At 43.1% G+C, this 15,909-nt stretch carries 14 protein-coding genes and 1 tRNA gene; 2 read left to right on the forward strand and 13 right to left on the reverse strand.

The genetic code is table 11. The features are described from left to right. Position 1 precedes the first annotated feature (1 nt). From purF to Q7A_RS09900, 12 genes are all read right to left on the reverse strand, one after another. A complete protein-coding gene (purF, locus tag Q7A_RS09845; protein ID WP_014707205.1) occupies positions 2-1,510 on the reverse strand; it encodes an amidophosphoribosyltransferase in 1,509 nt (502 codons plus the stop codon). A gap of 20 nt (positions 1,511-1,530) precedes the next feature. Then, on the reverse strand, positions 1,531-2,022 hold the full coding sequence (locus Q7A_RS09850) for a CvpA family protein (protein ID WP_014707206.1): 492 nt from the start codon (positions 2,020-2,022) through the stop codon (positions 1,531-1,533). Between the two features lie 107 nt (positions 2,023-2,129). Continuing rightward, positions 2,130-2,825, reverse strand: coding sequence for an SPOR domain-containing protein (locus Q7A_RS09855; RefSeq protein ID WP_084227465.1), 696 nt, complete (start codon positions 2,823-2,825; stop codon positions 2,130-2,132). A gap of 27 nt (positions 2,826-2,852) precedes the next feature. Continuing rightward, positions 2,853-5,288: an endopeptidase La gene (gene lon, locus Q7A_RS09860; RefSeq protein WP_014707208.1), complete on the reverse strand. Its 2,436-nt coding sequence runs from the start codon at positions 5,286-5,288 to the stop codon at positions 2,853-2,855. Positions 5,289-5,578: 290 nt separating this feature from the next. Then, a complete protein-coding gene (clpX, locus tag Q7A_RS09865; RefSeq protein WP_089418529.1) occupies positions 5,579-6,850 on the reverse strand; it encodes an ATP-dependent Clp protease ATP-binding subunit ClpX in 1,272 nt (423 codons plus the stop codon). A 29-nt stretch (positions 6,851-6,879) separates the two neighbouring features. Continuing rightward, the gene (gene clpP, locus Q7A_RS09870; protein ID WP_014707210.1) at positions 6,880-7,515 is read right to left on the reverse strand and encodes an ATP-dependent Clp endopeptidase proteolytic subunit ClpP; all 636 of its coding nucleotides are present in this window, start codon (positions 7,513-7,515) and stop codon (positions 6,880-6,882) included. Between the two features lie 88 nt (positions 7,516-7,603). Beyond that, complete coding sequence (gene tig / locus Q7A_RS09875; protein ID WP_014707211.1) at positions 7,604-8,902, reverse strand: trigger factor; 1,299 nt, start codon at positions 8,900-8,902, stop codon at positions 7,604-7,606. 63 nt (positions 8,903-8,965) lie between these two features. Continuing rightward, positions 8,966-9,050, reverse strand: a tRNA-Leu gene (locus Q7A_RS09880). 67 nt (positions 9,051-9,117) lie between these two features. Further along, complete coding sequence (locus Q7A_RS09885) at positions 9,118-10,560, reverse strand: HDOD domain-containing protein (protein WP_014707212.1); 1,443 nt, start codon at positions 10,558-10,560, stop codon at positions 9,118-9,120. Next, the gene (locus Q7A_RS09890) at positions 10,557-11,480 is read right to left on the reverse strand and encodes a 5'-nucleotidase (RefSeq protein ID WP_014707213.1); all 924 of its coding nucleotides are present in this window, start codon (positions 11,478-11,480) and stop codon (positions 10,557-10,559) included. The genes Q7A_RS09885 and Q7A_RS09890 overlap by 4 nt, the downstream gene beginning before the upstream one ends. 5 nt (positions 11,481-11,485) lie before the next feature. Further along, a complete protein-coding gene (locus Q7A_RS09895) occupies positions 11,486-12,055 on the reverse strand; it encodes a nuclease-related domain-containing protein (protein WP_169697770.1) in 570 nt (189 codons plus the stop codon). 55 nt (positions 12,056-12,110) lie between these two features. Continuing rightward, entirely contained in the window at positions 12,111-13,019 is a 909-nt protein-coding gene (locus Q7A_RS09900) for a cation diffusion facilitator family transporter (protein ID WP_014707215.1), read from the reverse strand. An 87-nt stretch (positions 13,020-13,106) separates the two neighbouring features. On the opposite strand from Q7A_RS09900, the gene Q7A_RS09905 reads away from it, so the two are divergent. Together Q7A_RS09905 and Q7A_RS09910 are read left to right on the forward strand one after the other, a co-directional pair. Then, complete coding sequence (locus Q7A_RS09905; protein ID WP_089418530.1) at positions 13,107-14,741, forward strand: alpha-D-glucose phosphate-specific phosphoglucomutase; 1,635 nt, start codon at positions 13,107-13,109, stop codon at positions 14,739-14,741. A gap of 14 nt (positions 14,742-14,755) precedes the next feature. Continuing rightward, on the forward strand, positions 14,756-15,361 hold the full coding sequence (locus Q7A_RS09910) for a Maf family protein (RefSeq protein ID WP_014707217.1): 606 nt from the start codon (positions 14,756-14,758) through the stop codon (positions 15,359-15,361). Here the strand turns inward: Q7A_RS09910 and Q7A_RS09915 are convergent. After that, a complete protein-coding gene (locus Q7A_RS09915) occupies positions 15,355-15,756 on the reverse strand; it encodes a hypothetical protein (protein ID WP_014707218.1) in 402 nt (133 codons plus the stop codon). The two genes, Q7A_RS09910 and Q7A_RS09915, sit on opposite strands and share 7 nt — an antisense overlap. Positions 15,757-15,909: the final 153 nt, after the last annotated feature.

A 15,909-nucleotide genomic window follows, 5' to 3' on the forward strand; every position in this document is an offset into this window, starting at 1 on the left:
TTTAAACGTCATTATGCAGCTCAATAGTAACGTTACCTTCTTCTTCAGTCTGTTTGGACATGTCATTACGCAGCGCATCAATGTAATACAAATAGGTTTCATCAATATCGCCGGTAATGTAATCACCATCAAAACAGGACGTATCAAAACGTTTAACGTCACTTTTCTTGTTAATGGCTTCAACCAAATCGTTTAAATCCTGATAAATCAACCAGTCAACACCGAGTTCTTCTGCAATTTGCTTAACATTGCGATTATGCGCAACAAATTCAGATGGTGAAGGCATATCAATACCATACACATTGGGGAAGCGAACTGGTGGTGCAGCGGAAGCCAGATAAACTTTTTTAGCGCCCGCATCTCGAGCCATTTGCACAATTTGCTGGGAAGTTGTACCACGGACGATTGAATCATCGACCAGCAACACATTTTTATCACGAAACTCAAGATCTATGGCATTGAGCTTTTGTCTCACTGATTTTTTACGTTGCTGTTGTCCGGGCATAATAAACGTCCGGCCAATATATCTGTTTTTAATAAAGCCTTCGCGGTAAACCACACCTAAATCATATGAAAGTTGTAATGCAGCACTGCGACTGGTATCGGGAATTGGAATGACCACATCAATGTCATGATCAGGAAATTCGCGCTTAATTTTCTCAGCCAGTTTAGTGCCCATGCGCATACGGCTTTTGTGAACAGAGATACCGTCCATCATTGAATCAGGACGGGCAAAATAAACGTATTCAAATATACAGGGTGATTTAACAGGGTTTTCTGCACATTGCTGACTATGAAAACCACCTTCCATATCAATAAAAACACACTCCCCAGGCTGAACATCACGCATCAAATCAAAATCGAGAGTATCAATTGCAACACTCTCTGAAGCTACAACATATTCTGTTCCCTGCGATGTATCACGCTTACCAATGACGGCAGGCCGGATACCATAGGGATCCCGGAAAGCTAGCATACCAACACCAGCAATCATGGCTACTGCGGCATAAGCACCTTTACAACGTTTATGTACTTCAGCAACCGCTTTAAAAATATCTTCGGGTTGTGGTTTTAGTTTTCCGGAAGTTTGTAATTCGTGAGCAAGTACATTTAATAAAACTTCTGAATCAGAGCCGGTATTGAGGTGGCGACGATCACTTTTAAACAATTGATCTGATAACAGCTGTGTGTTGGTCAAGTTACCATTGTGGGCCAGGGCAATCCCAAATGGCGAGTTGACATAAAATGGTTGGGATTCAGCGGAGTTGGAACACCCCGCGGTAGGATAGCGTATATGGCCTATGCCCATTGAACCTTTCAGACGAATCATATGACGGGTGTGAAAAACATCTTTAACCAGTCCATTATCTTTGCGAAGATAAAACCGTCCAGTGTGATCACACGTCATAATACCAGCGGCATCCTGACCACGGTGTTGTTGAACGGTCAGTCCGTCATAGAGTGCCTGATTAACCTCTGTATGACCTACGATTCCGATAATTCCACACATATATTAAGACCCTGTCAGGATTAGTTGAAGTTAACGTGTTCGGCAACATCAGCTGGCAAAAGCTGTTTGACCCAAACCGCCAGATCTTCAAAGTGTTGTAACAATAAAGAATTTTGCCACCAACTGTCAGATGGCATGGGTGTTACTCCAGCAGCCAACACTAATATAGTGACGATTGCGACACCTCTAAGAATACCAAAAATCACTCCCAGAGCACGGTCCGTGCCGCTGAGACCAGTTTTTTCAACCAATTGTGAAATCAAATGATTAACCAGTGCCCCGAGTATTAATGTGACAACAAATAAGACAAAGAATGCAATAAACAGGCGTAGTGTAGCTGTATCGATATAGGGCGTTAACAAACTGGCGAAGTTTGCAAAAAACATGAATGCAACCCAAATCGCTACTATCCAACTAATTAACGAAAGAACTTCTTTTATAAAACCGCGAACGATACTGATGCCCGACGAAATCAAAATAATGCCGATTATTAAATAATCTACCCAGTTCATTATGACTCCGCGTCGAGCAGCGTAAAAGGAGAATTTTATCAGAATTGCACAAACGAACCCAATATATTTACTTTAAATGAACAGTTAATTGAGTTCTTTGTGATGTATTACTGATAGGGGAAAACCTGGGTATTTATATTCAATTGGTTACGTATTGACTCAGCGGTTTTTTCCAGAGCAGATCTATCTGCATTCGGTTGCAATCTCACTCGATAAATAACAGTTCCACCTGAACGAGTTTGCTCAATCGTTGGTTTATAACCCAGCTCTTCCAACTGCTTTTTCCGACTGATTGCATTCGCTTCCAATGAAAAACTGCCTAACTGAAGAATCCAGCGCGAATTTGCTTCAGCAGGAGCAGGAGTCGATTCTGTTTCAGGTTCGGGTTGACTTACCTTGGGAGCTGGGGCCTCTGCTGCCGGTTCAGGTTCGGGAGCTTTTGGCGCGGGAGCAGGTTTGGGAGCTTCAGGTACCGCAGCTGGTGCTACATTTTCAGGCTCCGGTGTGACAGGTTCTGACACAAAAGCGTCAGGCAACTGCGGAGCAGTATCGTCTGTAACTTCAGGATCGATATCGACAAAAGCTTCCGGGGCAGAAGAAGCTGTTTCCAACTCGGAGTCATCGCCTGCCTCTTCCTGTAAAGGCTCAATTACCGATGAAAACTGAATAGGTTCTTCTTCGACTTCCTGTCTGCCGGACTCTGTCTGACTAACTTTGGATAAAACGATATAAGCGAGCACGGCGATGAAAAAGACAAGCAATAGCGTCCCGATTAAACGCTGTTGTTGTTTTTGGGTCATCATAAATCTCCGCTGCTCGCTTTTATCAGATTAGTGCCGGTTTTGTGTATTGACTTCATGAAAACTGGCCTGTTCTGGCGGCAGAACAGTTGCAGTATCCGGAGTCGGCAACACTTTTGTTGGCATATGTTGCAAGGCTTTTTCCAGAACTTCATTAATCCAGCGTACCGGAATAATTTCCAAACCGGATTTTACATTATCTGGAATTTCCCGTAAGTCTTTCACGTTATCTTTGGGAATTAAAACCGTATCAATACCACCGCGATGTGCAGCAAGTAATTTTTCTTTCAAACCACCTATTGCCAACACCTCACCACGCAACGTGATTTCACCAGTCATCGCCACATTGGATTTAACCGGAATTCCGGTAATCGCAGATACCAGCGCTGTACACATACCGATACCTGCACTTGGACCATCTTTAGGTGTAGCACCTTCAGGGACGTGGATATGTAAATCGTGACTTTGCAGATAATCCTCAGCAATGCCCCACTCTACTGCTCTTGAACGAACAACAGTGGTCGCCGCCTGGATAGATTCCTGCATCACATCACCCAGTTTACCGGTATAACTCGCTTTACCTTTTCCTGGCATCACTGCCGACTCAATAGTCAGTAACTCCCCACCTACTTCGGTCCAGGCCAGACCAGTGACCTGACCAATACGATCATCTTCCTCGGCAACACCATATTGATAGTGATAAACACCAAGATAGTCTTCCAGATTATCTGCTGTTACAACCACTGTCTCGGTAGGTGATTCACGAAGGATCTGTTTAACCAGTTTGCGACAGATTTTCGAGATTTCGCGTTGCAGATTACGCACACCCGCTTCGCGTGTATAACGGCGAATGATTTCCATCACCGCAGCTTCGGTGATCTCAATTTCTCCGGCCTTTAAACCATTGTCTTTAATGGCTTTTGGAAGCAGATACTGTAATGCAATATTCAGTTTTTCATCTTCGGTATAACCCGCCAGACGAATGATTTCCATCCGGTCACGCAATGCATCCGGAATATTGAGTGTATTTGCTGTACAAACAAACATCACATCTGACAAATCATATTCAACTTCCAGGTAATGATCGGCAAATGTCGAATTTTGCTCAGGGTCAAGGACTTCCAGCAATGCAGATGCCGGATCGCCTCGGAAATCCTGTGCCATCTTGTCGATTTCATCTAAAAGAAACAATGGGTTACGCACACCAGTTTTGGAGATATTCTGAATCACTTTACCCGGCATTGAACCAATGTATGTACGACGATGTCCACGAATTTCCGCTTCATCACGTACCCCACCCAGCGCCATACGACTGAACTTACGATTAGTCGAACGAGCTATGGATTGAGCAATCGATGTTTTACCTACACCAGGTGGACCAACCAAACAAAGAATCGGGCCTTTCAGTTTTTTTACCCGTTTCTGGACAGCGAGATATTCAATAATGCGTTCTTTAACTTTTTCCAGACCATAATGATCTTCATCCAGCACTTGCTGAGCATGGTCCAGATTCAGAGTGACACGTGAACGTTTTTTCCACGGCACTTCAAGCAGATATTCGATATAGTTGCGAACCACTGTGGCTTCAGCAGACATCGGCGACATCATTTTTAATTTTTTCAGCTCAGATTCGGCTTTGTCACGTGCTTCAGGGCTCATGCCCGCTGTGGTAATTTTTTCAGCTAATTCTTCAACTTCATTACCAGTGTCATCCAATTCGCCAAGCTCTTTCTGAACGGCTTTAAGCTGTTCGTTCAGGTAATATTCGCGCTGACTTTTTTCCATCTGCTTTTTGACGCGATTACGGATGCGTTTTTCAATCTGCTGAATATCGATTTCTGATTCCAGAAAAGCCATCAATTTTTCAATGCGATCTTTTACGTCCGCCATTTCCAGTAAAAGCTGCTTGTCTTCAAGTTTCAATGTCATGTGCGCCGCAACGGTATCAGCCATGCGCGCAAGATCTTCAATGCTCGATAAAGAAGCAATAACTTCAGGTGGAATTTTTTTGTTGAGTTTGACGTATTGTTCAAACTGACTGAGCAACGTACGCATCAGTACATCGGCTTCACGTTGATCAGGGTGTTCATCGATAAAACTGGCTACTTCTGCTTCGCAAAATGCATTGGTATTATCATACAAAGCCACTTTGGCACGCTGAGTCCCCTCAACCAATACTTTTACGGTGCCATCGGGCAACTTTAATAATTGCAGAATATTGGCAAGCGTGCCGGTTTCATACAGATTTTCTGGTGCAGGAGAGTCCTCACCAGAATCTTTTTGGGCAACCAGCAGGATTTGTTTGTTTTCATCCGTAGCATGTTCCAATGCTTTGATGGATTTTTCACGTCCAACAAATAAAGGAATAACCATATGTGGATATACAACTACATCACGCAGTGGCAATACCGGTACTTTTTGTAGTGCATTGCCATCAGTTAATGCAGTTTCAATTTGTTTTTCCATCTATGCGGACCTCTTTAGGCAGTCAACAGACACGGTTATCGTGTACTTGAAAACAATATGGGGACAGGCATGAAGAAATCAAGCACCATAGAGTTTGTTGATCAATCATCGCCAGCTAGCCTGCAAGACTGGGCTAATTTCATAAAATTACGCTGTAACTGATATATGCTGAACAACTACATTGCATCACTTCCATGCTTATTGGACAGAATCCAGCTGAAGGATCAACAGACCCTAAAAGTAGGACGCATTGTTATCAGCCTAATGTATAACGATCAAGCAGGTAAAACCTATTTATCCCCTGAAGCAAGATCAGCAGGCTGATCTTCATAAATCAAAATAGGTGTATTTTCCCCATTGATAACACTTTCATCGACAACCACTTTGGTCACATTATCCAATGATGGCAAATCAAACATAGTATCCAGAAGAACATTTTCGATAATAGATCGTAATCCACGTGCACCCGTTTTACGTTCCATTGCTTTGCGAGCGATGGCACGTAAAGCGTCCGCCCTGAACTCCAGTTCACAGTTTTCAAGTTCAAACAACTTTTCGTATTGTTTGGTCAACGCATTTTTTGGCTCAGTTAAAATTTGCACTAATGCAGCTTCATCCAGCTCTTCAAGTGTGGCAACTACAGGTAAACGACCAACAAATTCAGGAATCAAACCATACTGAATCAAATCTTCTGGTTCGACTCCCCGTAAAGCTTCACTTGAGGGTGATTTGGTGTCAACACTCTTCACCTCCGCAGAAAATCCAATCCCACCTTTATGGGTACGATTGCGGATAACTTTATCCAATCCGGCAAATGCACCTCCACAGATAAACAGGATCTTACTTGTGTCAACCTGTAAAAACTCCTGTTGAGGATGTTTTCTGCCACCTTGAGGTGGTACAGAAGCAATGGTGCCTTCAATCAACTTCAATAAAGCCTGCTGAACACCCTCACCTGACACATCACGCGTAATGGAAGGATTGTCAGACTTTTTAGAAATTTTGTCGATTTCATCGATATAGACAATACCGGTTTCAGCCTTTTCGACATCATAATCACATTTCTGCAGCAATTTTTGGATAATGTTCTCAACATCTTCACCAACATATCCCGCTTCAGTCAGTGTCGTTGCATCAGCCATTGTGAAAGGCACATTTAGCTGTCTTGCCAAGGTTTCAGCCAGTAGCGTTTTACCACTTCCGGTCGGTCCGATTAACAAAATATTACTTTTGGATAACTCTACATCATCATTTTTAGTGCCATGACGTAATCGTTTGTAGTGATTATAAACCGCAACCGATAATACTCGTTTAGCTTTCGCTTGACCGATAACATAATTGTTTAGCGCTGAATCAATCTCATGAGGTGATGGCAATCTGGAATCAGCTGCCTCATCGGTTTTTTCTTGTAGCTCTTCACGAATAATATCATTGCAAAGTTCAACGCATTCATCACAGACAAATACTGAAGGTCCAGCGATCAGTTTTTTAACTTCATGCTGGCTTTTACCGCAGAATGAACAGTATAGTAATTTGTCATCGTTTTTTTTGTCGTCGCTCATCGCACTACTTTCCTAACGTTTGGGATTGCTTAAGACTTTTCTTCAGGTCGGCTTTTCATTACAGAATCAATTAAACCATATTCTGCTGCCTGTTCACCATTCATGAAATTATCACGATCGGTATCACGTTCAATTTTATTAATATCTTGACCAGTGTGATGGGCCATAATTCCATTCAGCCGATCACGAATACTTAAAATTTCTTTTGCATGGATATCGATATCCGATGCCTGCCCCTGAAATCCGCCTAACGGCTGGTGCACCATAATCCGTGAATTTGGCAAGGCAAAACGTTTGTCTTTAGCACCTGCAGTAAGCAATAATGCGCCCATGCTGGCAGCCTGACCAATACACAAAGTGCTGACTTGAGGTTTAATAAACTGCATTGTGTCATAGATTGCCAGACCTGCGGTCACTGCACCACCCGGTGAATTAATATAAAGATGAATATCTTTGTCCGGGTTTTCAGATTCCAGGAACAGCATCTGGGCGACAATCAGATTTGCCATATGGTCTTCAACCTGACCGACTAAAAAAATAATACGTTCTTTCAGCAGACGGGAATAGATATCGTAAGAACGTTCACCACGCGCAGTCTGTTCAACTACGATTGGAACCAATGCATTTTGAACTGGATTGAGTTGCTCAGAAAAAATATTGCTCATAGCGGTCCTGTTTTAACGCTTAATAAAAATAGCCCGTGCCCAAAAGTTTGAGCACGGGCTGTCTTTGTAAAAAAACTTGCTAGTGCCTTTAGGCTACAGCATTCATCACTTCAGAAAATGAAGATGCTTTTTCTTCAACTTTAACATTATCGTAGATCCATTCAACTACCGTGTCTTCAACTACCATCATTTGGATTTCAGATAATTTATCCTGATTTGTCATGTAATAGTTCATTACATCTTCTGGGTCTTCGTAGCTGGCTGCAATAGCTTCGATTGCTTCACGAACTCGTTTCTCTTCTGGTTGAATGTTGTTATCGGAAATTATTTTACCGATAAGTAAGCTCAGTTTGACACGTTTTTCGGCATTTTCTTTGAAGTTACTCAGCTCAAAGGGCAGGCCCTCAACGTTAACGCCCTGACTTCGCAGATTATTCTTAGCCTGCTCCATCAGATAATTCGCTTCACGTTGAACCGGAGCATCAGGTAAAGTAATATCATTATTCGCAGCAACACTATCCATTGCTTTGCGCTTGTTCACACTTTTCAAAGCAGCTTCAAGTTCACGTTCCATATTGGAACGAACTTCTTTTTTCAAAGCAGCCAGCCCTCCCTCTACACCACACATCTCAGCAAATTCTTTATCTAGTTTTGGCAATTTCTTTTTTGCCACTTGTTTAACTGTCACTGCAAAATCGGCTTTTTTGCCACGCAGGTGCTCTGCACGATAATCTTCAGGAAACGTCATCGAGATAGTCAATTCTTGATTTTGTTTGACGCCAACCAGTTGTTGTTCAAATTCTGGCAGCATACTGCCGTTACCAATCACAACCAGAACGTCCTGGCCTTTACCACCCTGGAATTCTTCACCATCAATGCTGCCGACAAAATCGATGGTGACACCGTCTTCTTCTTTCGCTGCGCGCTTAAGGGGCTCCCAAGTCATTCGCTGTTCACGCAAGGTTTCAAGCATTTTGTCAACATCTTCATCCGTTACTTCAGCAACTGTTTGTTCTAATTTAATGTCGTCTAGTTTTACCGTGCCAAGCTCAGGAAAAACTTCATAATTTAATGTATAGATTAGTGCCGAATCTTCCTCTTTCATGCTATCGATATTTGGAGGGCTTACAGGATTGACGTTCTCCTGGGTAAATGCTTCGCGCATACTGTCTTGAACAATCTGATCAATAACATCACGACGTGCTGAGGGTCCATGCGTTTTAACCAGCATTTTCATCGGAACTTTACCAGGACGGAAGCCGGCCATCCGAACTGTTGGACGGATAGATACCAAGCGTTTTTCAACAGCCTGTTCAATATTCGCATCTTCTACAGTGATGGTCATTTTACGACCGAGTTCGCTGACATTTTCTACAGTTACTTGCATTCTTTAAACCTCAAACACGGGGATTAAGCGCATTGCTGGCGTCTTTGCGCCGACAATTGTAAATGGTACGAGAGGAGAGACTCGAACTCTCACAGGTTACCCTACTGGAACCTAAATCCAGCGCGTCTACCAATTCCGCCACTCTCGCAAATCGTTATTAATATGCATTCATATCAAATCAAGTCGGCCATTATAGCCAGATAAACTAACCAAAACTAGCCTTGTATTGTCAAAAAGGTGAATGCCAGGGATGCCTGCTGGCAAAATTGACGAAAAGCAATCAGATCCTGTCGATTTAATCGCCGGTCAGAAGCATGTCTGTCAGCCAGAAATAAGCCCACCGGTTTGTTGGACTTTTTTAACGGCATAGCCAGCATCGGTTTGTCTGCCATTAGTTGATTACTTTCCTTGTGCAATTTTTTTAACAGCGAAGGTTGTGAGTCGTCAATCAATACGGCATCTTCAGCTGAAAGTAAGTCTTTAAAAAGGGTTTGAGCATTGCTCTCCATTGATATCTGAAACAACTCGCAAAACTGCTCATTTTGATTACCAAGCACATAACGGCAATTCAGTTGCTTTTTATCTGCGGATAATACGGCAAAAATCACTCTATCCATTCCTGCGCCGCGATATATGCCCTCCATCACCATTTCCAATATCAGATTGATACCACAATGTTCCTGGATGGCTTGGGAAATGTCTTGCAGAATGCGTAACTGTATGGATTGATCCGGTGCTGGATAATCTGCTGATGCTTCTAAATCGCTGGAAAAATCTTGCTGTTCCCCTTCAGCTTTTATTTCTGGAGGTAGCGAAATCAAACCTCTCACATGTTCACTACCTGTAAGATTAAGTAACTTTTGTGCCGACAATGCACTGTCATATACAGAGGGTTTTAAGGTTTCCAGTTTTTGGTGTGTCAACAACACAACTTTCTCAAACCATGGGGTTAGTTTATCGGCTTTCCAGCCTTTACTGGTTTCAATCGCCAGCTGACCAGCATATCTAATGATTAGAACGGGTTCAGATTTCACATTCGGCCGAAAACTATCGATTAATAAGTCATTTAACGACCAGGCTTCCGCCAGGCCCTGAGTAAGTTGCTGAAGCGTAAAGCCCAACACGTCACTCTCGGCAGTAACACTGCAATCCTGGTTTTCAAAAGCGGTTACGGTTTTTTCATCAGCAAACGCCCAAAAAGTTAAATGTCCCAAACGTGATAACAATGCAGCGATAAAGATATCCTCAGGTGTTTCGGAATGACAGAGGATTGCCATATTTTGTGCCTGAACAGCGGCATGTAGTGAAACAGCCATTTCTTTAAGTACTTTGTCGTGACGTTTGGTGGCCTTTAGAGAGTCAATCAAAACCAGTGTCAGCGCGAGCACTTTGACTTGTTCAAACCCCAACAACATCAATGCCCGCGATACGGTATTGATATGGTGGCCCTGCGGATTGTAATAAACACTGTTGGCCATTTTTAGCAGACGACTGGTTAATGCTGCATCACGAAGAATGACCTGAGCAACATCAACCGCCGCGCTATCTTCCTGCTCGAGGATCTGGTTAATCTCCAACATGGTATTTGGAAATACCGGCATGTGTTTATTGGTCAGTTGATGGATAAACCGTTGTGCGGCAACAGGAATTGGCGTCATTCGTTATTATCTTTCAATATAAGCTGATTGGCAATGCCATGCGGAACATGGCCTGTTGCTACGTGATCTCTTGCAGATATGCAATGTCGTTCCTGATCATCAAAAAAGATATCAGCACCAAACGATTTAAGGAAAGGGCCTTTTTCCATTCCCCCCAGAAAAATAGCCTCATCAATACGAATACCCCACTCCCTTAGGGTGCGGATAACCCGTTCATGAGCCGGAGCAGAACGTGCAGTGACCAAGGCAGTCCGAATCGGTGAACTGTTTTCTGGATATTCAGTTTGAATTTTATTCAGGGCCATTAAAAAGTCTTTAAAGGGACCACCCGATAGCGCCTGTCTGGCTGTTTGCTGCTCATTTTCGGTGAAGGCTTCAAGACCGCGTTCTTTAAATATTCTTTCAGATTCATCCGAAAAGATGACTGCGTCCCCATCAAAGGCGATGCGTAATTGTTCTGATTCAGAGTTATGTCCCAGATTTGATGGCAGGATAGTCGCAGCGGCAATACCTGCCTCAAGGGCCATACGAACATCTTCCGGGCTGGTAGACAAAAACAGGTTGGCGCTAAATGGCGCAACGTACCGATAAGGACTGCTGCCGGAGGTAAACACGGCGCGGATGATGCCTAAATTATGATGTTGAATTGAATTGAAAACCCGTAATCCGGTATCCGCACTGTTACGTGACAATAATATAATTTCAACCCGCGGTGTTTTGGGGTTATTGTCGTTTAAGGCAAGTAACTTTTTGACCAGATTAAATGCACCGCCTGGTTCCAGAGGCACATCTTCATTTTCTATCTGAAAGCGGCAATAGGCCTCTGTGCCCTGCTCTTCGTAGATACGATGGCTTTCATCCAAATCAAACAAAGCACGTGATGAAATAGCCACTACCAATGGTTTTGTCGCCGTGTCCACGTTTATTACTCCCTGATCAATGATTGAACGTCGTTACAGATATTTTGTTTAATCACGTTCCACATTTTTTCTCGGCTCTCTGCTGGCAATTTCGGGCTATTAAACAGCCTCTGCATATCCTGTTCAAAACTCGTCAATACTGAAACGGATGCAGGCTTACCTTTGGGAAAATTACTCTCTGCAGTAAAAACCACATGACAGAATACCGGCATTTTTGGAATCAGCGATCGAATTGTCTGCCGTGAATGTTCAAGATGGTGCAGCGGATTGGTAAATTTGTAGCTGCGTCCGTCAACAATCTGTGTCCACTGTTCAATTTTATCTGCCCCATATAAATGACCGCTGATGGGGTATTCCCGTAAAATCAAAACTCCCTGCTCCAACAAAAAAACGCTTTCAATTTCTAGTAAACCGCCTAATCCGTCAGGGAGAATGATATTTTTAAGTTCATCCAGTTTGTAGGGTGTTAGCACTTGCTCAATTTGAGCCTGTGCAGAACTTTTTCGAAAAAACAATCGAAAGACTAACCAGATTACCAATACGGCAAATACGCCTCCCCCTGCAGTCAACTCCACAGAAAATTCTTCAAGCAAACGAATAGTACTCCCGAAAATTTATAGTATACGGCGATCAGGCATGGCCTTGTTGAATTGACTGGTCATTTGAAGGATCCTGATGAATAATCACTTCTGCTTCTTCAAATAACCCTTGTATATTCTGACTCGTTTTAGCAGAAACATCATGTGCCTGTTGTAAACTCAATTCAGGATCCAACTCCAGATGCAATTGTATGAAAATTGTTGTGCCAGAACGTCTGGTGCGCAAATCATGAATCCCTTTCACTTGGGAATGCTTTAAAGCTGTCTGAATTATCAGCTGTCTTTCACTTTCAGTAATTTCATGATCCATCAGTAAATCAATAGCATCTCTTAAAATCTTCCAGGCACTTAGTAAAACATAAAGCGCTATGAAAATAGCCATTATTGGATCAAGCCAAATTAAACCGATGTGAGTTAAAAACAATGCAATGATGACACTGAAATTGATTAACAGATCTGACCGATAATGCAGTGAATCGGCACGGATAGCAGCCGAGTTGGTTTTTATGATTACATAGCGTTGCAAAACTAACAGTCCAATAGTTGCGAACATTGAAAACAGCATTACGGCTATTCCCAATTCAATACCACTACTTAATGGTTGAGGATTTATCAGTCGATCGCTTGCCTGAAACAACAGCATAATAGCTGAACCAGCAATAAACATTGATTGCCCTAATGCAGCCAGAGGTTCAGCTTTGCCATGACCAAAACGATGCTCTTTATCGGCTGGTTGCAGTGCATGGCGTATGGCAAGTAAATTCACCAACGAGGCGAGCAAGTCCAGACTTGAATCGATAAGGCTAGCCAGAATACTGATGGAATCAGAATGATACCAAGCAGTTAATTTAGCAAAAATAAGTACTAATGCAATAATAACCGATGCATAACTTGCAATTCGCATTAATACCGCATTACTGAAGTGTTGAGGCCGTAACATGTTCTCAGTATAGTGAGACATCACCACAGTGGAAAGCAAAATTGTATTGTATTAGTTAACCATTAATATCCTCACTTTTCGGGAAAAATCATGTCGACCACCATCACTAGTCAGCCGTTTAATGATCAACGTCCTGGCACCTCCGGACTGCGTAAGCGAGTTCGGGTTTTTCAGCAAAAACATTATCTGGAAAACTTTGTACAGGCCATGTTTGACTCTGTTGGCGACACTCAGGAACAAACATTGGTTATTGGCGGTGATGGACGATTTTATAACCAAACAGCCATCCAGACGATTGTCAAAATGGCAGCAGTCAATGGTTTTAAACGACTGATTATCGGCCAGCATGGTCTGCTGTCAACGCCAGCGGCATCCTGTGTCATTCGCAAATACCAGGCATTTGGTGGCGTGATACTCTCTGCCAGCCACAACCCTGCTGGTCAGGAGGGTGATTTTGGTATCAAGTTCAATATCCGTAATGGTGGACCGGCTCCCGAGAGTATTACTGAAGCTATCTATCAAAACAGCCAACATATTTCTTCCTACCAGATATTGGAATGTGCAGATATTTCGTTGACAGAAATAGGTACACAATTTTTACAGGATATGCAGATCGATATTATTGATCCGGTTGCTGATTATGCTGAATTGATGTCTGATATTTTTGATTTCCCGGCGATCAGAGCCCTGCTATGCAATGGTCGTTTCCAAATGCGTTTTGATGCCATGCATGCCATTACGGGCCCTTATGCAAAAGAAATCCTTGAAAAACGTCTGGGTGCAGAAGCTGGTACGGTCATTAATGGTGTTCCACAAGCCGATTTTGCCGGCGGACATCCCGACCCCAATCTAACCTACGCCGCAGAATTGGTGGAGGAACTGTTTGCAGATATTGGCCCGGATTTTGGTGCGGCTTCAGATGGCGATGGCGATCGCAATATGATTCTGGGTCACGGTATATTTGTCACCCCTTCCGACAGTCTGGCTATTCTGGCAGCGAATGCAGAATTAATTCCGGCTTATCAAAAAGGACTTAAAGGCATCGCCCGTTCCATGCCCACCAGTCAGGCCGCTGATCGTGTCGCTCAGGCTTTAAATATCCCCATGCATGAAACACCGACGGGCTGGAAGTTTTTTGGTAACCTTCTTGATGCTGATATGGTAACTATTTGCGGCGAAGAAAGCTTTGGCACCGGCTCTAATCATATCCGTGAAAAGGATGGTTTATGGGCAGTTTTATTCTGGCTGAATATTCTGGCAATCAGACAGCAATCCGTCAGTGAAATTGTGCGTCAGCATTGGCAGAAGTATGGTCGAAATTATTACACGCGCCATGATTATGAAGAAATTCCAATCGAGATAGCCAATCAGTTGATGGAAGGTTTACAACAGCAAATACCTGACTTAGCGGGTCAGTCGCTGAATGGTCATATCGTCGATTATGCGGATAATTTCAGTTATCACGATCCAGTCGACAAAAGCATTGCTGAAAACCAGGGTATTCGCATTGGCTTTACTGATGGTTGCCGTATTATTTTCAGACTCTCCGGCACCGGCACCCAAGGGGCAACGCTAAGGGTGTATATCGAAGCTATTGAGGATAATCCAGATAATTTGTTCGAGGACACCCAAACACGACTGAAAGATTTGATTGAGATTGCTGATAGTCTTGCCAAAATCAAATCGCTTACTGGTCGCAATGCTCCAACTGTTATTACCTAGGTTAACCACAGCGCATGCAAACATTAATTTTAGGTTCCAGCTCCCCTTTTCGTGCTGAACTGCTTGCTAAATTACATTTGAACTTTCTGACGGCTTCACCGGATATTGATGAAAGCCCAAAACCCAATGAAACGCCAGACCAGCTGGTAAGACGACTGGCAGAAAGCAAAGCCCGTAAAATTGCTGAACAGTATCCAGACAGCCTTATTATTGGCTCTGATCAAGTCGCCGTATTGAATGGTCAAGTAATGGGTAAACCAGGAAATCATCTCAAAGCGATTGAACAGCTTTCTGCAGCCTCAGGTAATACCGTTACGTTTATGACCGGACTGGCTTTGTTTAATGCTGCCACAGGTAATATGCAATCCGACGTCGACTATTTTGAAGTGGTTTTCAGAACACTTTCAGCTGAGCAGATTGAGTTTTATCTAACAACTGAACAGCCCTATCAATGCGCTGGAAGTTTTAAATCGGAAGGATTTGGAATCAGTCTGTTTAAGGAATTACGCGGCCGGGATCCTAATAGTTTGGTTGGTTTGCCTTTGATTCGATTGATAGAGCTGCTGGCCAACGAAAATATTGATGTGTTGGTCAGCAGTCCACTTAGAGCCAGTTATTGATTACTTTTTTCAACGTTTTCCAATGCAGCAGCCTGTGCCGCCATATTGTTCATTGCCTGCCCCATCAATTTCCGTGCAGCTTTTGAACGTAAAGATCTGGCCATGCCCTCGACAAGCCCCGGATTAACATCATTAGCGGTTAACAATTCTTTTAGTTCATCAAGTTTAGGGTCGCACGAGTGGAGAATATCATCAGCATTTTGTGTTGCAGCCTTACTGGTTTTATTTGCATTTAAGCGCGATTCCATCATGCATTTGTTATAAGCAGTAATATTATTTGTCATTTGATGAATCGCATTCTGGGGCATATCCCAAGGTGTCAGCATTGACTGTTCTGCCGTTGCCAAAGTACTGAATAATGCCAGTGAGCCCGCTACCAAATAGTGCTTAATCATTACATCCTCTCCAGATATTTATAGTTTTTTTGTTGCCATGCTGAGACTGCGCTTCTTGGGCAAATTATCCCATTCAATGCGAGTACGCTACAATCTGCCATCACTTTAAATTCAGTGACCACTTGTGAGCCTGATTTCTCAAACTTATAACCA

Source organism: Methylophaga nitratireducenticrescens (assembly GCF_000260985.4).
GTDB classification, from domain to species: Bacteria; Pseudomonadota; Gammaproteobacteria; order Nitrosococcales; family Methylophagaceae; genus Methylophaga; species Methylophaga nitratireducenticrescens.

Excerpts from the sequence above, each read along its gene's own strand:
- purF (WP_014707205.1), bottom strand. The coding sequence starts at position 1,510 with ATGTGTGGAATTATCGGAATCGTAGGTCATACAGAGGTTAATCAGGCA.
- Q7A_RS09850 (WP_014707206.1), bottom strand. The coding sequence starts at position 2,022 with ATGAACTGGGTAGATTATTTAATAATCGGCATTATTTTGATTTCGTCG.
- Q7A_RS09855 (WP_084227465.1), bottom strand. The coding sequence starts at position 2,825 with ATGATGACCCAAAAACAACAACAGCGTTTAATCGGGACGCTATTGCTT.
- lon (WP_014707208.1), bottom strand. The coding sequence starts at position 5,288 with ATGGAAAAACAAATTGAAACTGCATTAACTGATGGCAATGCACTACAA.
- clpX (WP_089418529.1), bottom strand. The coding sequence starts at position 6,850 with ATGAGCGACGACAAAAAAAACGATGACAAATTACTATACTGTTCATTC.
- clpP (WP_014707210.1), bottom strand. The coding sequence starts at position 7,515 with ATGAGCAATATTTTTTCTGAGCAACTCAATCCAGTTCAAAATGCATTG.
- tig (WP_014707211.1), bottom strand. The coding sequence starts at position 8,902 with ATGCAAGTAACTGTAGAAAATGTCAGCGAACTCGGTCGTAAAATGACC.
- Q7A_RS09885 (WP_014707212.1), bottom strand. The coding sequence starts at position 10,560 with ATGACGCCAATTCCTGTTGCCGCACAACGGTTTATCCATCAACTGACC.
- Q7A_RS09900 (WP_014707215.1), bottom strand. The coding sequence starts at position 13,019 with ATGTTACGGCCTCAACACTTCAGTAATGCGGTATTAATGCGAATTGCA.
- Q7A_RS09910 (WP_014707217.1), top strand. The coding sequence starts at position 14,756 with ATGCAAACATTAATTTTAGGTTCCAGCTCCCCTTTTCGTGCTGAACTG.
- Q7A_RS09915 (WP_014707218.1), bottom strand. The coding sequence starts at position 15,756 with ATGATTAAGCACTATTTGGTAGCGGGCTCACTGGCATTATTCAGTACT.